Source organism: Streptomyces sp. NPDC020845, from assembly GCF_044334165.1.
Taxonomy (GTDB): Bacteria; Actinomycetota; Actinomycetes; order Streptomycetales; family Streptomycetaceae; genus Streptomyces.
The window spans coordinates 31,174-52,070 of record NZ_JBIRSJ010000025.1; the positions used below are offsets into that span (position 1 = coordinate 31,174).

Annotated in this window: 6 protein-coding genes; 3 read left to right on the top strand and 3 right to left on the bottom strand. The window is 72.4% G+C overall.

Features of this window, described 5'->3' with window-relative positions:
- Nucleotides 1-4 precede the first annotated feature (4 nt).
- Nucleotides 5-670, bottom strand: coding sequence for a TetR/AcrR family transcriptional regulator (locus ACH4U7_RS46900; protein ID WP_398533893.1), 666 nt, complete (start codon nt 668-670; stop codon nt 5-7).
- Between the two features lie 103 nt (nt 671-773).
- Between ACH4U7_RS46900 and ACH4U7_RS46905 the strand changes: the two genes are divergently transcribed.
- The 3 genes from ACH4U7_RS46905 to ACH4U7_RS46915 all read left to right on the top strand — a co-directional run bounded on the left by ACH4U7_RS46905 (nt 774) and on the right by ACH4U7_RS46915 (nt 16,255).
- Nucleotides 774-2,210: an FAD-binding oxidoreductase gene (locus ACH4U7_RS46905; protein WP_398533894.1), complete on the top strand. Its 1,437-nt coding sequence runs from the start codon at nt 774-776 to the stop codon at nt 2,208-2,210.
- A gap of 176 nt (nt 2,211-2,386) precedes the next feature.
- On the top strand, nt 2,387-15,352 hold the full coding sequence (locus ACH4U7_RS46910; RefSeq protein ID WP_398533895.1) for a type I polyketide synthase: 12,966 nt from the start codon (nt 2,387-2,389) through the stop codon (nt 15,350-15,352).
- A gap of 42 nt (nt 15,353-15,394) precedes the next feature.
- On the top strand, nt 15,395-16,255 hold the full coding sequence (locus ACH4U7_RS46915; protein ID WP_398533896.1) for an SAM-dependent methyltransferase: 861 nt from the start codon (nt 15,395-15,397) through the stop codon (nt 16,253-16,255).
- A gap of 11 nt (nt 16,256-16,266) precedes the next feature.
- Here ACH4U7_RS46915 and ACH4U7_RS46920 read toward each other — a convergent pair whose 3' ends face one another.
- Together ACH4U7_RS46920 and ACH4U7_RS46925 are read right to left on the bottom strand one after the other, a co-directional pair.
- Entirely contained in the window at nt 16,267-19,962 is a 3,696-nt protein-coding gene (locus tag ACH4U7_RS46920) for a family 78 glycoside hydrolase catalytic domain (protein WP_398533897.1), read from the bottom strand.
- 91 nt (nt 19,963-20,053) lie between these two features.
- On the bottom strand, nt 20,054-20,839 hold the full coding sequence (locus tag ACH4U7_RS46925) for an SDR family oxidoreductase (protein ID WP_398533898.1): 786 nt from the start codon (nt 20,837-20,839) through the stop codon (nt 20,054-20,056).
- Nucleotides 20,840-20,897: the final 58 nt, after the last annotated feature.

Consider the following 20,897-nt stretch of genomic DNA (forward strand, 5'->3'; position numbering starts at 1 on the left):
GCGTTCAGATTCCGAACCGCGTACGGAAGAACTCGTCCAGGTCCGGGCGAGTGGCGGCGGAGCCGGGCAGCCGCTCCGCGCCGGGGGCGCGCAGGCCGTCGAGGAGGACGGACAGCTGGCGGCCGGTGAGGTCGGCGGACAGGCCGCCGCCGGCGCCGTCCTCGGGGATCCGCGGGGGCAGCGAGACCATCATCAGGACCAGGTCGTAGGTGTTCACGTCCGCCCGGAGCGACCCCTCCCGCTGGGCCCGTGCCACCAGGTCGTCCAGGTCGGCCAGCAGCGCCTCGCGCGTGGCGACGAGGGCCGGGCCGGACTCCGTGGTGCGCCTGCGGGAGACGGGGAACATCTGGCTGCTGCGGACCTCGGCCATATGGCGCATCACCCGGGTGAAGGCGGACCAGGCGTCCGGCTCCTCGGCCAGGGCGTGGGCGACGACGTCCGAGGTTTCCCGCATCTGGCCGATCGCGACCTCCTCGACGAGGGCGCGCTTGTTGGGGAAGTGCCGGTAGATCGTGCCCATGCCGACGCCGGAGCGACGGGCGACCTCCTCGATGGACACCTCGTAGCCGCGGTCGGCGAAGACGGCGCGGGCCGCCCGCAGGATCTGCTGGACGTTCTCGCGTGCGTCGGCCCGCTGGGGGCGGGCACCGGACGGGGCGATTTCTCTCATGGCCTGGGATGTTACGCTCCCGAAGCAGTAACGGAAAATGAATTTCCGGTTAGCCGACGGGGCTGCCCACGGACACGGGCTGCCCGACTCCAGGGAGACACACATGAGCCCGACCGGCTCGACCCCCACTTCCCCCGCATCCCCCGCCCACGCCGACTTCCCGGCCGATTTCCGTGGCGCCGTCCTGCGCCCCGGCCAGGACGGCTACGACCAGGCCAGGGTCGTCTTCAACGGCCGGACCGCCGACACCCGCCCCGCACTGATCGCCCGCTGCGCCGACGAGGAGGACGTCGCCACCGCCCTGCGCTACGCATCCGCTCGTGATCTGCCCGTCGCGGTGCGTGGCGGCGGCCACGGCTCCGACGGCCACGCCATGCCGGGCGGCGCCCTGGTCCTCGATCTGTCCGGTATGCGCGAGATCTCCGTCGACCCGGACACCCGCACCGTACGGGCCCAGGCCGGCGTTCTGCTCGGCGAGCTGGACGCGGCCACGCAGGAGCACGGCCTGGTGGTGCCGTCCGGCACCGTCACCAGCACCGGCGTGGCCGGGCTGACCCTCGGCGGCGGCATCGGCCACCTGATGCGCCGCTTCGGCGCCACCGTCGACAACCTGCTCGCCTGCGACATGATCACCGTCGACGGCCGGAAGGTCCGCGCGGACGAGAAGGAGAACCCGGACCTGTTCTGGGCGCTGCGCGGAGGCGGCGGCAACTTCGGTGTCGTCACCGCCTTCGAGTACCGCGCCCACCCGCTGGGCCCGGACGTCGTCTCCGGCCAGATCGTCTTCCCCGGCGACCAGGCCGCGGCCGTCCTGGCCCAGCTGCCCGCCTTCATGGCCGACGCCCCTCGCAAGCTCGGACTGGCGACCGCGCTCACCTTCGCGCCGCCGCTCCCCACGCTGCCCGAGGAGGCACACGGCAAGCTGGTCCTGATCCTCATCCCGGTCCACACCGGTGACTTCGCGGACGCCGAGGAGATCACCGGAAGGCTCGCCGCGCTGGGCACGCCCGTCGCCAACACGGTGCGGCGCACCACCTGGCTCCAGACGAACAGCATGCTGGACGCGACGGCGCCCTACGGACTGCGCACGGGTGCGCGCGGCGGCTATCTCGCCTCGCTCACCACATCCGCGATCGAGACGCTGGTCGAGCGCGTGACCGCCTCGCCGAACCCCCCGGGGACGATCACCGCGGTCAACATCTGGTCGCTGGGCGGCGCGATCTCCGAGGACGTCGACGAGGACGCCACCGCTTTCTCCCGCGCCGACGCGACCTGGCTGTGGGAGACCGCCACCGTGTGGACGGAACCGGAGCAGGACGGGCCCTTCGACGCATGGGCCGACGCGACCGCGCTCGCCATGCGGCCGCACACCCTCCCCAACGCCTACATCAATCTCACCGAGGACCAGGGCGAGGCGTGGCTTCGCGGCGTGTACGGAAGCGAGGCCAAGTACCGGCGGCTCGCGGAGATCAAGGCGGTGTGGGATCCACGGAACCTGCTCCGCCACAACAAGAACATCGCTCCCGCCCCCAGCGCGTAGGAGCCTCCCCCGGGCGCCGGCCGCCGCGGCCTCGACCGTCACCTGAGGCGCTGTCAAGTGGGATGCCAGCGTCTCTCTGCCGCTTTGCTCTATAAACCGAACAGCTCTGCCGCAGAACTGCTGCCTCGTCCGGTTTGGAGACGGTTCGGTTGCCCAAAGCCCAGAATGAGTTCGCAGTGGCCGGTCATCCGTGGATCCTCTCCGGGCACACCGGAACCGCGCTGCGGGCCCAGGCGCGGCGGCTCCACGGCCATGTCGCCGACCACCCTCGGCTCCGGCCGGAAGACATCGGCCACACGCTGGCGAGCGGCGGCCCGGCGCTCACCCATCGCGCGGCGGTGGTCGCGGCGGACCGGGAGGGGTATCTGCGGGGGCTCGACGCGGTGGCCCGGGGTGAGGACGCCCCCAGTGTCGTACGGGGCACGGCGGCCGCGGCCGGCGACGGGGTCGCGTTCGTCTTCCCCGGCCAGGGCACCCATTGGCCCGGTATGGCCGCGGACCTGCTGACGGTCTCCCCCGCGTTCCGTCGGGCGGTCGACGCCTGCGCCGGGGCGTTCGAGCCGTATGTCCCCTGGTCACCGGAGGCGGTGCTGCGGGGCGCGCCGGGCGCGCCGCCCCTGGAGGGGACCGACGTGGTGCAGCCGACGCTGTTCGCCGTCATGGTGGGGCTGGCCGAGCTGTGGCGGACTCATGGGGTGAGCCCGGCGGCGATCGTGGGGCACTGCATCGGGGAGATCGCGGCGGCCCATCTCTGCGGCGCCCTGTCGCTGTCCGATGCGGCACGCGTGGTGATCGAGAGCAGCCGGGCCCAGGCGACGCTCTCCGGGTCGGGTGCACTGATCGCGGTCGCGCGGTCCGAGGCGCAGCTGCTTCCGTTGCTGCGGCGGTGGCCGGGCAGGCTGACGATCGCCGCGGTCAACGGCCCGATGGCGACGGTCGTCTCCGGCGATCGGCCTGCCGCCGATGAGCTGTTGGCGGAGCTCGCCCGTGCCGGTGTCCGGGCCCGCGAGGTGGCGATCGACATCCCCGCGCACTCGCCGTTCATGGCCCCGCTCAAGGACGACCTGCTGGAGTCGCTGTCATCGGTCACCGCGGGTGCGTCGCGGGTGCCGTTCCACTCCTCGGTCATCGGGGGTCCGCTGGAGACCCAGGGGCTCGACGCGGCCTACTGGTACCGGAACTTCGCCGACCCGGTCCGCTTCGAGAGCGTCGTCACGGGGCTGCTGCGGCAGGGCACACGCTGCTTCGTGGAGCTGAGCCCGCACCCGATGCTGACCATGTGTGTGCAGGCCACCGCCGAAGAGGTGATCGGCGGTGAGCGCGTCGTGATCGTGCCGACGCTGCATCGCGGGCAGGCCGCCGTGGCGTCCTTTCGCACCGCGCTGGCCGAGTTGTACGTACGGGGCGCGCTGGACGACCACCGGGCGGCGTTCTCGGTGCCGGGCGGCCGCCTGATCGCCCTGCCCCTCGAACCGCCGGCGGACGCGTCCGTAGAGCTCACCGACGCCCCGGACCCGGCGGAGGCCCGCCGGCCCCCCTTGGTGGAGCGGCTTGCCCGGCTCTCCGCCGCGGAGCGGAAGCGGCGGCTGCGCGAGCTGGTGGGCGTCGAGGCGGCCAAGGTCCTCGAAGAAGTCGCCGGGGCGGACGCGCCGGGCCGCGGCATCGCGGAGCAGGAGCACTTCGTCGCCTCGGGCTTCGACTCCGCCGCCGCGGTCGCGCTGCGCAACCGCCTGAACGACGCCACCGGGCTGCTGCTGCCCTTCACCCTGGCCTTCGACCATCCGACGCCCGTCGCCGTCGCCGACCATCTGCACTCCCGGCTCTTCGACCACCAGGGCGGCCAACCGCCGGGCGCCGACGGCCGGCCCGACCCCGCGGCGGCGGCCGGTCCGGCCAGAGCCGACGACGAGCCGATCGCCGTCATCGGCATGGCGGGCCGCTTCCCTGGAGATGCCCGTACCCCGGAGGAGCTGTGGGAGCTGGTCGCCACGGGCACCGACGCCCTCTCCCCCTTCCCGGAGGGCCGGGGCTGGGATCCGCAGCTCTACGATCCGGACCCCGCGCGGCCCGGCACGTACTACCAGCGCGAAGCGGGATTCCTGCACGACGCCGACAAGTTCGACGCCGAGTTCTTCGGTATCGCGCCCCGCGAGGCCACGGCCATGGATCCCCAGCAGCGGCTGCTCCTCGAGACCTCATGGGAGGCGCTTGAACGGGCGCGGATCGACCCGACCACGCTGCGCGGCAGCCGCACCGGGGTGTTCGTCGGCGTGGCCCCGCTGGACTACAGCCCCCGTATGCACCAGGCGCCGCCCGAACTGGAGGGCCATCTGCTGACCGGCAACATCGGCGCCGCGTCCTCGGGGCGGATCTCCTACGTCCTCGGTCTTGAGGGGCCGGCGGTGTCCGTGGACACGGCGTGCTCCTCGTCCCTGGTCGCCCTGCACCTGGCGGCCCAGGCGCTGCGGGCCGGGGAGTGCTCGCTGGCCCTGGTCGGCGGGGCGACGGTCCTCTCGACCCCTGGCATGTTCATCGAGTTCTCGCGGCAGCGCGGGCTGGCTCCGGACGGCCGCTGCAAGGCGTACGCGGCCGCCGCGGACGGCACCGGCTGGTCCGAGGGCGTGGGCATGCTGCTCATCGAGCGGCTGTCCGACGCGCGACGGCTCGGACACCAGGTGCTGGCGGTGGTACGGGGCTCCGCCGTCAACCAGGACGGGGCCAGCAACGGCTTCACGGCGCCCAGCGGTCCATCACAGCAACAGGTCATCCGGGCGGCCCTGGTCAATGCCGGGGTGTCGGCTCCGGAGGTCGACGCGGTGGAGGGGCACGGCACCGGCACCCGGTTGGGCGATCCCATCGAGGCGCAGGCGCTGCTGGCCGCCTACGGACAGGGGCGGGCGGCCGACCGGCCGCTGTGGCTGGGCTCGATCAAGTCGAACATCGGACACACCCAGTGGGCCGCGGGCGTCATCGGGGTCATCAAAATGGTGCTCGCGCTCCAGCACGGTGTGCTGCCGCGCACCCTGCACGTCGACAAGCCGTCGGATTACGTGGACTGGTCGGCGGGGGCAGTACGGCTGTTGACGGAGCCGGTGCCCTGGCCAGAGCGAGGCCACCCGCGCCGGGCGGGCGTGTCGTCCTTCGGCGTGAGCGGCACCAACGCCCATGTCATCCTCGAGCAGGCAACGCCGTCGTCCACGACGGCTCCCGAGGGGGATGCCGCCGAGGCCGGGCCTCCCCTGCCCTGGGCGGTCTCTGCGAAGACGCCCCAGGCACTCCGCGACCAGGCCCGCCGCCTGCACGAACACCTCACCGCCCAGCCACAGCTCCAACCCGCCGACGTCGGCCACACCCTCGCCACCGGCCGCGCCACCTTCGACCACCGCGCCGTCCTCATCGGCTCCGAGCGCGAAGAACTCCTCCACGGCCTGGACGCCCTCGCCACCGGCCGACCCGACCCGGCGGTCCACCAGACGGCGGACCGTCCCACCACCGCCGACGGCCGTATCGTCTTCGTCTTCCCCGGACAAGGCGGCCAATGGGCGGGCATGGGCCTACGGCTGCTGAACGCCTCACCCGTCTTCGCCGAGCGGATGGCCGCCTGCGAACAGGCCCTCTCTCCCTACGTGGACTGGACACTCACCGATATCCTCCACCGGCCCGCCGACGACCCCGTATGGCAGCGCGCGGACATCGTCCAGCCCGCCCTGTTCTCGATCATGGTGTCCCTGGCCGCGCTCTGGCGCTCCTACGGCATCGAACCGGACGCCGTCCTCGGCCACTCCCAGGGCGAGATCGCCGCGGCCCACGTCTGCGGCGCCCTGACGCTCCACGACGCGGCCAAGGTCATCGCCCTGCGCAGCCAGGCCCTCCAAGCCGTACGGGGCGCCGGGGGCATGGCCTCCGTACCCCTGCCCGCGGACCAGGTCACCGAGGATCTGCACACCCACTGGCCCGACCGGCTATGGGTGGCCGGCATCAACTCGCCCACGGCAACGGTCATCTCGGGGAACACCGACGCACTCGACGAAGCGCTCGACCATTACCACGCCCACGACGTACGGGCCAAGCGCATCCCGGTCGACTACGCCTCCCACTGCCCCCATATGGACGCCGTGGCCGAGCGGCTGCCCAATTTGCTGGACGGCATCGCCCCGCGCGCCGCCGACATCCCCTTCTACTCCACCGTCGACGGCCGATGGGCCGAGCCGTCCGAGCTCGACGCCGCCTACTGGTACCGCAACCTACGCAGCCCCGTACGGTTCGCCCACGCCGTCCACGCCCTCACCGAGACCGACCACCACACCTATATCGAGGTCAGCCCACACCCCACACTCATCCCCGCCATCACGGCCACCACCGAAACCACCGACCACACCACCACCGTCATCGCCTCGCTCCATCGCGACCACGACGACACCCACCACATCCTCGCCAACCTCGCCCAGGCCCACATCAACGGCCATACCATCGACTGGCGACACCACTACCAGACCCTGCGCCCCACCCCACACGCCATCGACCTGCCCACCTACCCCTTCCAACATCACCACTACTGGCTCCACGACTCCGCCGAGGACAAGGCGGTGGGTACGGACCTCGCCGCGGCCCGCTTCTGGGAGGCGGTCGAGGGCGAGGACACCAACGCCGTCGCCGCGCTCCTCGATGTCGAGCCGGGCACCTCGCTGGACGTGCTGCTACCGGCCCTGTCCGCCTGGCACGGTCGCCGTCGCGATCAGGCCATCACCGACACCTGGTGTTATCGCGACATCTGGAAGCCGGTCGACCTCACCGCCGCCCGCCCGCGGCCGTCCGGCCGATGGCTTGTCGCGATCTCCGCCGGGCTGACCGACCACCCCCATGTCAGCGGCGTCCTGACCGCGCTGGAACGCCAGGGGCTGCCCATCGCCACCCTCGTCCTCGACCACACCCACACCGATCTCCCCCTGCTGGAGCGGCACCTCGCACAGGCGATCGCGAGCGATGGGCCGGCCATCGGCGGTGTGCTCTCGCTGCTCGCCCTCGACGAGGCGCCGCATCCGCGCCACCCCGAGGTGCCCGCCGGCACCGCCCTCACCCTCACTCTGATCCAGGCGCTCATCGCACGCGAGGACATCGCGCCACGGCTGTGGCTGGCCACCCACGAGGCCGTCGCCACCTCGTCCGCCGATACGCTCGATCACCCCCTCCAGGCGATGGTCTGGGGGCTGGGACGCACCGCCGCCCTTGAACACCCCGATCTGTGGGGCGGACTCATCGACCTTCCGGACACGCTCACCGAACGGGTCCTCCGCGGCCTCGTCACCGCGCTGACCACCTGTCACGACGAGGACGAACTCGCGCTGCGTGCCACCGGCCCGCGCACCCGGCGCCTGGTGCGGACACCGTCCACTGGCGCAGCAGAGGACACCCCGCCGTGGACGCCCCGTGGCACCGTCCTCATCACCGGCGGCACCGGGGCCCTCGGCTCCCGCGTCGCCCACCGCATCGCCGAACATCACCCCGACTGCCATCTGCTGCTGGTGAGCCGGCGCGGGCCCAGCGCCCCCGGCGCCACCGCGCTCCGTGACCAGCTCATCGAACTCGGCGCCACGGTGACCCTCGCCGCATGTGACACGGCCGACCCCGGCGCGCTCGCGGTTCTCCTCGCCGATGTCCCCTCGGACCGCCCGCTCACCGCGGTCGTCCACACCGCGGGCGTCCTGGACGACAGCACCCTCGCCGTACAGACCCCCGACCACCTCGCCGCCGTTCTGGGGCCCAAGTCCCACGCCGCACACCATCTGCACGCCCTCGCGCGGCATCACCCCCTCGACGCGTTCGTCCTCTTCTCGTCCGTCGCGGCGCCCTTCGGCGCCGCGGGCCAGGCCAACTACGCGGCCGCCAACGCCTACCTCGACGCCCTCGCGCAGCACCGCCGGGCCCGAGGGCTGGCCGCCACCTCCATCGCCTGGGGCAACTGGGGCGGCGACGGGCTCGCGAACACACAGTCCGCGCAGACATACCTGCGCAACCGCGGCTTTCCTGCCATGCCGCCACGCCTGGCGCTGGCCGCCCTGGAGCGCGCCATGGTCTCGCCCCACCCCCAACTCGTCGTCGCCGATGTCGACTGGAAGAAGCTCACGCCGGCGCCGCACACCCGCGACATCCCGGGGAGCCGCCGCCCGGCCCCGGCCGCCACCGACGGCGCGGACGAGACGGCCGACGCCACCGCGAGCCTCCGTGCCCGCCTGGCGGGTCAGAGCCCGGCCGAGCGGCACCAGACGCTCCTCGACCTCGTCAGCTCGCACACGGCCGCCGTCCTCGGCCACGCCGCGCCCCAGGCAATCCCCACGGACCGGGCCTTCCGCGACCTGGGTTTCACCTCGCTGACGGCCATCGAGCTCCGCAACCGCCTCGCGGCGGCCACCGGGCTCCGCCTGCCGACCACCGTCGCTTTCGACCGTCCGACGCCGGACAAGCTCGCAGCGGATCTGCTGGCGCGCTGCGCGGCGCCGACGGGCCCGGACGTCACCGGGGTGACGGCCGACGCGAGCGGCAGTTCGTCCGCTACGGCACATGGCGCACCGGATCCCGCCGAGCCCATCGCCATCGTCGGCTGGGCCTGTCGCTATCCCGGTGGAATCGGCTCCCCCGAGGACCTGTGGGAGTTCATCACCGCACACGGGGACGCCGTCGGGGACTTCCCGACCGACCGGGGCTGGGACCTGGCGAGGCTCTTCGACGCCGATCCGGACCGGCCGGGCACCTCGTACAGCCGACAGGGCGCCTTCCTCCACGACGCGGGCGACTTCGACCCGGAGTTCTTCGGGATCAGCCCGCGGGAGGCCACGGCGACGGACCCTCAGCAGCGGCTGCTCCTGGAGACGTCCTGGGAAGCCCTCGAACGCGCCGGGATCAACCCCCACGACCTCCAGGGCAGTCCGACGGGCGTCTTCACCGGCAGCAACGCCCAGGACTTCAGCGCGCGGCTGCGGCAGACGCCGTCGGAGCTGGCGGAGCTGTGCGAGGGCTACGCGCTGACGGGCAGCAACAACAGCGTCGCCTCGGGGCGTGTCTCGTACGCGCTCGGCCTGGAAGGCCCGGCGGTCAGCATCGACACCGCCTGCTCGTCCTCGCTCGTGGCGCTCCATCTGGCCTGCCAGTCGCTCCGGGCCGGCGAATGCTCGCTGGCCCTGGCGGGCGGCGTCACGGTCATGATGACCCCGTTCAACTTCGTGGAGTTCTCCCGTCAGCGGGGCCTGGCGGCGGACGGCAGGTGCAAGGCGTTCTCCGCCACGGCCGATGGCACCGGCTGGGGCGAGGGCGTGGGCATGGTGGTGGTGGAGCGGCTGTCGGATGCGCGGCGCAACGGCCATCGTGTGCTGGCCCTTGTACGCGGCAGCGCCGTCAACCAGGACGGTGCCAGCAATGGGCTGACCGCCCCCAACGGCCCCTCGCAGCAGCGGGTCATCCGGGCCGCCCTGGCCGCCGCCGGGGTCGCCGCGGCCGAAGTGGACGCGGTCGAGGCGCATGGCACGGGGACGACGCTCGGCGATCCGATCGAGGCCCAGGCCCTGCTCGCCACCTACGGGCAGGGGCGGCCGGCGGACCGGGCGCTGTGGCTCGGTACGGTCAAGTCCAACATCGGGCACGCCCAGTCGGCCGCCGGTATCGCCGGGGTCATCAAGACGGTGCTGGCCCTGCGACACGGGATGCTGCCGCGCACCCTGCATGTGTCCGAGCCGTCTCCGCATGTGGACTGGTCGGCGGGTGCGGTGCGGCTGCTGACCGAGGACCAGCCGTGGCCGGACACCGGGCGCCCCCGCCGGGCGGGGGTGTCGTCCTTCGGCGTGAGCGGCACCAATGCCCATGTGATCCTGGAGCAGGCGCCGCAGCCGGAGGCGGACCCGGCACCGACAGCCCCCGAGCCCTCCCTGCTCCCCTGGCCCATTTCCGCCAGGTCGGAGGAGGCCCTGCGGGCCCAGGCCGGGAAGTTGCGGGCGTATATGGCCGAGCATCCAGATGTCGAACCCGCCGACGTGGGGTACTCCCTCGCGCGCGGACGGGCCACCTTCGAGCACCGGGCCGTGCTCCTCGGCACCGGCCACGACGACTTCCGGCGCGCCCTGGACGCCCTGGTGTCGGGCGCGCCCAACAGCGCGGTCGTCCAGGGCGCGGCGGTGGGGCGGCAGGGCAAGGTCGCCTTTGTGTGCTCCGGGCAGGGCACTCAGCGCCCCGGCATGGGCCGCGGTCTCTACCGTTCTTCCGCGGCGTTCGCCGAGGCGCTGGAGGAGGTGTGCGCCCATCTGGACCCGTATCTGGAACACCCTCTGATGGAGGTGATGTTCGCCGACGAGAAGAGCGATACGTCGGAGCTGCTGCACCGGACCGCCTATGCCCAACCGGCCCTCTTCGCCCTCCAGACCGCGCTGCGCCGCATGGTCACCGAGGAGTTCGGGCTCACCCCCGACTATCTGGCCGGCCACTCCCTGGGCGAGCTGACCGCCGCCCATCTGGCGGGCATCCTCAGTCTGCCCGACGCCGCGGCACTGGTGGCGGCCCGCGCCCGCGCCATGCGGGACCTTCCTGCGGCCGGAGCCATGGTCGCCGTCGAGGCCACCGAGGCCGAGCTGCGGCCCCGCCTCGCCGAACCGGCGGACCGGGTCGACATCGCCGCGATCAACGCCCCCGAGTCCCTGGTCATCACCGGCGACCACGACGCCGTGCACCAGGTCGCCGACGGTTTCCGCGCGCAGGGCAGGAAGGTCACCCCTCTCCAGGTCAGCGGCGCCTTCCACTCTCCCCATATGGAGCCCCTGCTCGACGAGATCGGGCGCACCGCCGAAACCCTCACCTACCACCGGCCCCACACTCCCCTGGTCACCGCGTCGGCGAACGGCGACGACACACCCGACCCGGGCACGGCCGCGTTCTGGCCTCTCCAGGCCCGGCGCACCGTCCACTACGCGCGGGCTGTGGAGCGGCTGCACGCCCGCGGCGTGACCACGTTCCTGGAACTCGGCCCCGACGCCACCCTCACCGCCCTCGTCCACCACAACCTCGCCGCGCACGATCCTGTGGCCGTCTCCCTGCTCCATCCGGAGCGGGGCGAGACGCACAGCGTCCTCGGCGCGCTCGCCACGGTCCACGCCCACAGCCGCCCCATCGGCTGGACGCGCCACTACACCGCACGGCCGCGGCCGACGCCACACCAGATCGATGTGCCCACCTATGCCTTCCGGCACCGGCGCTACTGGCTGCCCGCCCCGGCGGCGGTCGGCGATGTGACGGCCGCGGGGCTCGACGCGCCGGAGCACCCGCTGATCGGCGCCGCCGTGGGGCTCGCGGAGGGCGACGGCTGTCTGCTGACCGGCAGGATCTCGCCGCGTACGCACCCCTGGCTGGCCGACCACGTCATCGCCGGCACCGCTCTGCTGCCGGGTACCGCGTTCGTGGAGCTGGCGCTGCGGGCCGGGGCGTACGTGGGCTGCGACCGTGTGGAGGAGCTGACCCTGCACGCACCGCTGCCGCTGCCCGCCGACGGCGAGGTGGTGCTACAGGTGGCGGTGGGGGCGGTCGACGAGTCCGGCCGCCGTGAGCTGAGCATCCACGCCCGGCCGACAGACGGTGGCACATGGACACGGCACGCCATCGGCACGCTGGCATCGGTCCACGACGTCGGCCTCGATGATGACGCGGGGCACAATGGTGTCGCCCCCGGGGGCGACGAACCGTTCGGGTCATGGGCCACGGCCTGGCCGCCGGCCGGCGCCGAGCCCTTGGACGTCACCGGGGTCTACGACCGGTTCGCCGAGGCCGAGTTCGAGTACGGGGAAGCCTTCCAGGGGCTGACCGCGGCATGGCGGCACGGCGACGAGACGCTGGCGGAGGTCTGCCTCCCCGACCAACTGGCCGGTGACGCAACCCGCTTCGCGCTGCACCCCGCGCTGCTCGACGCGGCGCTGCAGACCATGTGGCTGGTGGAGCCCGACGGCACACGGCCGGCGGGTGGCCTCGGCGGCCCGGATCGAGGCCTGCCGTTCGCCTGGCAGGGGGTCTCGCTGCGTACGGCGGGCCCGTCGGCCCTGCGGGTACGGCTGCGAAGGCTCGGTCCTGACACCGTGGCCGTCGCCGTGTCCGACGCGGCCGGCCGGCCGGCCGCGTCGGTGGGGTCGCTGACGCTGCGTCCGGTGCCGCGAGGCGCCTTGCGCGGGGCCGAGGCGGCGGTGCGCACCTCGTTGTACGGCCTGGCCTGGACGGATGTGCCGCTGCCGACGCCGCCCCCGGCCCTGCCCCGATGTGCGCTGATCGGAGCGGACACCTTCGGCCTGGCACCCGTGCTCGGCGGCGTGGACCGGTACACGGACTTGGAGGAGCTGGTGCGCTCCGTGGCGGCGGGCGCTCCCGTCCCGGACCTCGTCATCGCGGCCTGCCACGAAGCCCCGGGAGCCGACAGCGCAAGCCAACAGGCACAGACGGTGCGCACGAGGACCGGGCAGGTGCTGGAGCTGCTTCAGCGGTGGCCCGGCGAGGACGGGCTCGCCGACGCACACCTGGTGCTGCTCACCTCCGGCGCGGTCGCCACCCGGCCGGGCGAGCCGGTACGGGATCTGGCGGGGGCGGCGGTCTGGGGGCTGGTGCGCTCCGGCCAGTCGGAGCATCCGGACAGCTTCACCGTGGTGGACATGGACGGCGCCCAGGAGTCCCGCGCGGCGCTGCTCGGCGCGCTCGGCCTCGGCTCGCTCGGCCTCGGCGAGCCGCAACTGGCGGTCCGCGGCGGCCGGGCGCTGGCGCCGCGCCTGGTGCGCCCGGGTGACGCCGCCGACGACAGCGGTCTGGCCCTGCCGCAGGGGCCAGAAGGCTGGCGTTTGGAGTGCCCCGGCACGGGCAGCCTGGACGGGTTGACGGCGGCCGCGGCCCCGGCCGCGGCGGTGCCGCTCGGCCCGGGCGAGGTACGGGTCGCGGTGCGGGCCGCGGGGCTGAACTTCCGCGATGTGCTGATCGCGCTGGGTGTGGTGCCCGGGCGGACAGCGCTGGGCAGTGAGGGGGCGGGGATCGTCCTCGAGGTCGGGGCGGAGGTCCGCGATCTCGCGCCCGGGGACCGGGTGATGGGCATCTTCCCCGAGGCGTTCGGCCCGGTGGCCGTGGCCGAGCGGGCGACCCTGGCGCGGGTCCCCGACGGCTGGTCGTTCGCCCAGGCCGCGTCGGTCCCGATCGTGTTCGCCACCGCGTACCACGGCCTGGTCGATCTGGCGCAGTTGCAGCCGGGGGAATCGGTGCTGATCCATGCCGCGGCCGGCGGGGTGGGCATGGCCGCCGTACAACTGGCGCGCCATCTGGGTGCCGAGGTGTACGCCACCGCCGGCCCCGGCAAGTGGCACATCCTGCGCGCCCAGGGCATCGACGACGCCCATCTGGCCTCGTCGCGCACGCTGGAGTTCGAGCAACACTTCGCGGCGACCCACGGCGGGCGCGGGATCGATGTCGTCCTGGACTGCCTCGCCCATGAGTTCGTCGATGCCTCGCTGCGCCTGGTGGCGCGTGACGGCGGCAGGTTCCTGGAGATGGGCAAGAGCGATATCCGTGACCCGCGGCAGGTGGCGCTGGACCATCCGGGCGTGCTCTACCGGGCGTTCGACCTGCTGGAGGCCGGGCCGGAGCGGGTCGGGCAGATCCTGCGCACCGTACTGGACCTGTTCGAGCGCGGTGTCCTGGCGCCGCCGCCGATGACCTGCTGGGACATTCGGCAGGCGGAACACGCCTTCCGCCATCTGCAACAGGGCCGCCACATCGGAAAGAACGTGCTCACCGTCCCGGCCGGCTGGAATGCCGAGGGCACCGTGCTGATCACCGGCGGTACGGGCACCCTGGGTGGAGCCCTCGCCCGCCACCTGGCGGGCACCGGACGCGCCCGCCATCTGCTGCTGGCGGGTCGGCGCGGCCCCGACGCCCCGGGCGCCGAGGAGCTGCGGCGGGAGCTGACCGAGCTGGGCGTGCGGGTCACCATCGCCGCCTGCGATCTCGGCGACCGGGCGGCGGTCGCCCGGCTGCTGGGGGCGATCCCGGCCGAGCGACCGCTGACCGCCGTCATTCACGCGGCGGGTGTCGTCGACGATGCCACCCTCGGGTCCCTCACCCCCCGCCACCTGGACGCCGCCCTGGCCGCCAAGGCCGACGCCGCCTGGCATCTGCACACCCTCACCCGCCACGCCGACGTGGCCGCGTTCGTCCTCTTCTCCTCGGTCGCCGGTCTGCTCGGCTCGCCCGGGCAGGGCAACTACGCCGCGGCCAACGCCTTCTTGGACGCGCTCGCCCACCACCGCCGCGATTCGGGCCTTCCGGCGGTGTCGCTGGCGTGGGGGCTGTGGGAGCAGAGCAGCGGCATGACCGAGCACCTGGACCAGGCCGACCGCGCCCGGCTGGCCCGGCTCGGTATCAGCCCCCTCACGACCGGGCAGGCGCTCGACCTCTTCGACGCCGCCCTCGGCCACCACCGCCCCGTCCTCGTCCCCGCCCGCCTCGACACCCCGGATCCGCACCCCGGTTCGTCGACCGTGCCGCCCCTGTACCGGGGCCTGGTCGGATCCAGGACACGGCGAACACGCCCCGTGTCCGCCACCACCGGGCCGTCCCCCCTGCATACCCGCCTCGACGGTCACGGCCCGGCCGAGCAGCACGAGATCCTGCTCTCGCTGGTCCGCTCTCACGCCGCCCTCGTGCTGGGCCGCGACGATCCGGACACCGTCCATCCCGGCGCGCACTTCCGCGGCCTGGGCTTCGACTCCCTGACCGCAGTGGAGCTCCGCAACCGGCTCAACGCCGCCACCGGTCTCCGGCTGTCCACCACACTCGTCTTCGACCACCCCACGCCCGACGAACTCGCCCGTCACGTCGGGGAGCAGGTGCTGGGCGGCGGCGAAGCGGCGCGGGTGGCCCCGGTGCTGGCCGAACTCGACAGGCTGGAAGCGGCGCTGTCCCGGGTGTACGGGGACGATGCGGTCCGGGCACGGGTGACGGCCCGGTTGCAGGCCCTTCTCCTGAAGTGGAACGAGTCCGACGGTCCGGCGGCGGGCGGTGACGGCGAGGGCGAGGGCAGGCTGGCGTCCGCCACGGCCGCCGAGGTGCTGGATTTCATCAGAAACGACCTCGGCCTCTCCTGAACGACGACACGCTCGAAGCCAGGGACGAACGACTGGAGTGCCATGACCATCGCATCGCAGAACATCTCCCCCGACCACGTGGCCGACTACTACGACCGTCTCACCGACCTGATCGGCGAGGCGGCGGGCGGCAACCTCCACTTCGGCTACTGGCCGCATCCGCACGACGGAAGCTCCCTCGGGGTCGCCGCCGACCGACTGACCGACCACCTCATCGGCAAACTCGGCGACATCGCGGGCCGCCGGGTCCTGGACGTGGGCTGCGGCTCCGGCAGGCCGACCGTACGACTGGCGCGGAGCGGGCCGGCCGAGGTCGTCGGCGTCACCGTCAGCCCCGTACAGATCGAGCGGGCGACGGCGCTCGCCGAGCGGGAGGGAGTGGCCGATCGGGTGCGTTTCGTCCGCGCCGACGCCATGACGCTGCCGTTCCCCGACGCCTCGTTCGATGCCGTATGGGCGCTGGAGTGCATGTTCCATATGCCCAGCCCGGCACAGGTGCTGGGGGAGATCGCTCGGGTGCTCCGCCCCGGCGGACGGCTCGCCGTCATGGACGTCGTGCTGCGGGAGCCGGTCGCGAGGCGAGATCGCGGCGCCGTCGAGCGCGGCCGTTCGATGTTCGCGGTCCCGGCCCATATCGAGTTGGTGGAGTACCCCCGGCTGATCCTCGGCGCGGGCCTGCGGCTGGAGGAGCTGGCCGACCTGGGCGACGACATCATCCGCCCGTCCATGGATGCCCTGGGCGGTGCCGCCGCCGCCAACTCCGCCGCCTACGCGGCGGCCTTCGGCGTCGACACCGAGCGGTTCGACACGCTCGTGGCGGAGTGGGCGCGGATGAACTCGTCGCTCAAGCTCGGCTATGTGGTCCTGACCGCCAAGCGCCCCGAGTGTCCGGCCGGGGGCTGATCACCGCACGGTCATCCGGCGTTGAAGCGATACGAGCCGGCCCGGGCCCGGTAGACCTTGTAGGGGGCTCCCCCCGAGGTGTCGTCGCGGACGAAGGCGACACCCCGGGGCGCGGTGACGGGCTTGTTCCGGGTGGGGACCCAGATCTCGGCGTCGGTGTTGTACGGGATGGTGACCGCGAGGTCGATCCTGCCGTCCGGCAGGCGCCGCCACCGCGAGGACGCCGTTCCGCGTACGGTGTCGATGGAGGCGCTGACGTGATCGAGCGTCGCGGGCGCCAGATCGGTGTCCTGCGTGTCCTTGGGGACGCGGCTGTTGACCGCGACTGACGGTATGTACGGGCGGATGCGCAGCGACGCGTAGGCGGTGGCGGTCGGCTTGATACCGGCCAGGCTCTGGTAGAACCAGGTGGCCACGTTGGAGCGGTAGTGGTGGTTGACCGAGAGCCGGTCGGTCCACTGTTCCCACAGCGAGGTGGCGCCCTTGGCGATCTGGTGGACGTAGCCGGGCGTACCGGTCTGGGTGACGGCCCCCAGCGCGATGTCCGTGTAGCCGTACTCGCTGAGGATGTTGAACTCGTAGCGCGATCCGTACATGTCGTTCTGGATGTGGTGGTCCGCTGCCACGATGCGGTCGGCGAGCAGTTTCGCGAGGGCCTTCTTGTTCTCGGCGAGCGTCTTCGTACCGGCCAGATAGCGCGGGTCATCGGGGTCCAGGTCGGAGCCGGGCACCAGGTCGAAGGCGATGGCCAGGGCGTTCTCGCTGGAGATGCTGCCTTGGGTGAAGTGTCCCGAGGAGGTGTCCCAGTAGTTGGCGATGAACGCTCTGCGCAGGGTGCGCGCCAGCTTCGCGTAGTGTGCGGCGCGCTCGGTGCGGCCGAGCCGGGTGCCCACCTCGTCCATGTAGTCGCAGAAGTGGATGTAGAAGGCGAGGCTGATGACGGCGTTGCTGCCGGGGGGCTCGGCGCCGGAGTAGGCGCCGAGGGAGGCTTCGAATATGTAGTGGTTCTCGGCGGTGAACAGCGTCTCGTAGTACTTGAGAAGGGTGTCCTGGTGGTCGTAGAGCTCGGCGAACAGGCTGCTGTTGCCGTAGTACGCGTACAGCTCCCTCGGGATGACGAAGTACGCCGAGTCCCAGGCCGGCACCGCCTTCCACGCGGCGCTCCAGCCGGGGGTGTGGTCGTAGCCGTAGCCGCCCTTGGCGACGGGCACGAACATGGGCAGCTGGCCGGTGGAGATCTGGGTGTCGGGGAAGTGGCGCAGATAGTTGGTGAGGACGGCGTTCACGTCCCAGGTGAGGGACTGCGATTCGGAGCTGGCCATGGCGTCGCCGGTCCAGCCGTTCTTCTCCCGTGAGGGGGTGTCGGTGGGCTTTTGGACCAGGTTGTTCTGCTCGGCCCACTCCAGATTGCGCTGGAGGCGGTTGAGCAGGGCGTTGTCCGTGGTGAACGTGCCGGTGCGGGCGAAGCCGGAGCGGGCGACGCCGACGGTCAGTACGTCCGCGTCCCGCTTGAGGTCGGGTGTCCGGCCGAGGACGGTTTCCAGGTTCCGCACTTCCAGGTAGCGGAAGCCGAAGTGGCTGAACCGCTGTTCCCAGATCTGCGCCGGCCGCCTGCCGACGGTGTAGTAATGCGTCTGGAGGTTGGCGTCGTGCTGGAAGTTCTCCTCCTCGACCGACAGCGGGGAGCCGGTGCTGCCGTCGCCGCCCGAGATGCGGTTGCCCCCGCGGATCCGCAGGGTGACGCCCTCCTTGTCGGGGTGTACATCGGTGAGGGACAGCCGGACGAAGCCCGTCAGGATCTGGCCGTAGTCCAGGACCCAGACGCCCGAGCCGGGCGCGGTCTCGGTGAGCGAGACCGGGCGCAGCGTCTGGTTGACCAGGACCGGTTCCGCCTCGTGGGCCCGTAGGACGGCCGGTTCGAAGCCCTCGGGGACAGTGGTGGCAGGCAGTGCTCCGTGGTGCTTCGGTGCGGGGCCGGAGCAGCTGCCTGGCGGGATCAGCGCGGTGGCCGGACGCCACTGACCGCCGGCGCGGTAGCCGACGGAGCGCCAGTCACCGAGCTGGTCCGCGCGCCGGGCGTCGTACTTCTCACCCGAGTAAACGGAGTCGAACGTCGTGGGCCCGTCCGCGGTGAGCCAGTCCCGGTCGGTGACGAGCGTGGTGGCCGAGCCGTCCGTGTACGACACGACGAGCTTCGCCCGCAGGCGCGGCGGGCCGGCGTAGGGGGCGAGCTGCCAGTACCACTCCTGCGGCGTGGTCACTCCGTACCAGCCGCGGCCGAGTTCGGCGGCGAGGACGTTGTCCCGGCCGGCCCGGAGCAGCGCGGTGACGTCGAAGGTGTCGTAGAGCACCGTACGGTCGTAGGTGCTCTGGTCGGTGAGCAGCCGGGGGACGTTGGTCCGGTCCCCGGCCGGCTGCTTGCCGTCCACGGTGATCGGGTCGCCGTTGACGGTGAAGGTGACATTGCCCGCGGCGCTCAGGTGGAGGCGTGCCATGGCGATGCGCCGGCCGCGGGGCAGGGTGAACGCGCGGCGCAGCACCGGTGCCGGGTTGGCGATGGGCAGCATGGCGTTCTTGGCCGGGATGTAGGGGTTCTTGGGCGGGAAGGTCAGGCCGTCGAGGGTGCCGATGCCGCTCTCGAACGGGTTGGCGCCGGTGGTGAGGTCGGCGGAGAAGTCGGGGGCGCCGGTGCCCGTCACCGTGACGCTGCGGACGGTGGCGGAGGTGGCTCCGCCGAAGCCGAAGCTGCCATGGCGACGGATCTGGTCCTTCGTGAGCGTGCGGCGGTCCACCTCGACGCCGCCCACCTCCGTGGTCACGGTGAGCCCGCGGGCCGTGACCTTCACGGTGTGGTCGCGGGAGGCCCAGGTGTCCTTCGTCAGCCCGGTCGAGGCGGGGAGGGTGACCGTGCCGACCGGGACGCCGCGGGTGCCGGCGGTGGTGGGGTTGGTCTCGCTCTGCGGGTCGTAGAAGTCGACGCCCCAGTTGGGCTCGGATGTGCCGTCGTCCACCCAGGTGTTGCCGGCGTAGTGGCTGGTCTTCATGGTCAGCTGCATATCGTCGCCACTCTGGCGGATGGTCCAGTCGAGCCCTTCGCCCCAGGTCTTGCCGATGGGTTCGGCGCGCAGCAGCAGGGACAGCCCGCTCGTCGGGTCCGTGCCGCCGCGGAAGACGACGGTGGCGGTCAGGTCCTTCCAGTCGTGGTCCTGCGGCTGGCGTCCGCCGATCCACAGCGCGCCCGACCAGTCCTTCTCGCCCTTCAGCAGGCCGGTTTCCCACCTCGCGGGCTCGCTCCAGCGGCCGGGGGCGCCCTTCTCGTCCCAGGTCCGCACCCGCCAGAAGTACGGCTGCTCCGACCGCAGCGCGCCACCGCCGTAGGCCACGTCGACGCTGTGTGGGCTTGCGACCTTGCCGCTGTGCCAGACGTCCGCCCGGCCGGGTGCGGTCCCGACCTGGATCTCGTACGCGGTCTGCCGGTCCACCGGGGGCACCCAGCCGAACGTCGGCGCGGTCTGTGTCCCCAGGGGCTGGATCCGGGAGTTGATCTGCAGATCCACGGGCGCGGAGCCGTGTCCGCCGGTTGTCGTCGCGCTCGCCGCCCGGGCGCTGGGTGCGGTGGCGAGCGGGAGGGAGGCTCCGGCTGCCGCCGCCGTCACGATGCCGAGCATGTGTCGACGGCTCAGCGCGCTTCTGTTCTCCTCGGGCACGGCTCAGTTCCTTTCAAGGTTGTGCGATGTTTCGGGTTCTGCGGCGATTCAGGTGCTGCGACGTTTCGGCATTTTCGGCGGCCCGGCTCGATCACATGACGTCGGCGATCAGACGCGACAGATAGGCGTCCATGTCGGCCCCGCGTTCGCGCAGTTCGTCGGCGACTTCCGGCACCGTGAGAATGAGGAAGCGGTCGTCGGCGATGCCGTCGGCGACGAGTTCGCCGACCGTGCCGGCGTCGAGCACCGGGGAGTTCGGTCCGCGCGGCGGCGAGGCCTCGCCGTAGAAGGTGACCTGCTCCACGATGTTCGTGGCCACGATCCCGGGGCACAGACAGGAGACCCCGATGCCCCGTGGCCGCAGATACAGGGCGAGCGCTTCGGACAGCCCGACCACCGCGTGTTTGGTCGCGGTGTACGGCATCTGCTCATATCCGTAGGGCAGCAGTCCCGCCGTGGAGGCGGTGTTCACCACATGGCCGGCCCCCTGCTCGACGAGTACGGGCAGGAAGACCAGGTTGCTGCGCACGATGCCCAGCAGGTTGACGTCGATGACACGCTGCCAGGCGTCGAGGGGGATGTCCTGGACGGGACCGACGGCGAGGATCCCCACGTTGTTCATGACGATGTCCACGCGGCCGAACCGCTCCAGCGCCAGGTCGCGGACCGCCTGAAGGTCTTCCAGGCGGGTCACGTCGCAGACCGCGGCGATGCCCCGCTCGCCGAGTTCGCCGGCGACGGTGTCGGCCCGGTCGCCGTCGCGGTCGGTGACCACGACCCGGGCGCCGCGCCGGGCGAGCGAATGCGCGGTGGCGCGGCCGATCCCGCTGCCTCCTCCGGTGACCACCGCTACGGCGTCGCGCAACTGCACACTCATGGAACCGGTATTCCTCTCCTCGGGCAGGTGGGGACTGTGCTCGGCGGGCGGTCCGGAC

Bases quoted from the DNA above. Each gene is read 5' to 3' on its own strand.
- ACH4U7_RS46905 (WP_398533894.1), top strand. From the start codon at position 774: ATGAGCCCGACCGGCTCGACCCCCACTTCCCCCGCATCCCCCGCCCAC.
- ACH4U7_RS46900 (WP_398533893.1), bottom strand. From the start codon at position 670: ATGAGAGAAATCGCCCCGTCCGGTGCCCGCCCCCAGCGGGCCGACGCA.
- ACH4U7_RS46915 (WP_398533896.1), top strand. From the start codon at position 15,395: ATGACCATCGCATCGCAGAACATCTCCCCCGACCACGTGGCCGACTAC.
- ACH4U7_RS46925 (WP_398533898.1), bottom strand. From the start codon at position 20,839: ATGAGTGTGCAGTTGCGCGACGCCGTAGCGGTGGTCACCGGAGGAGGC.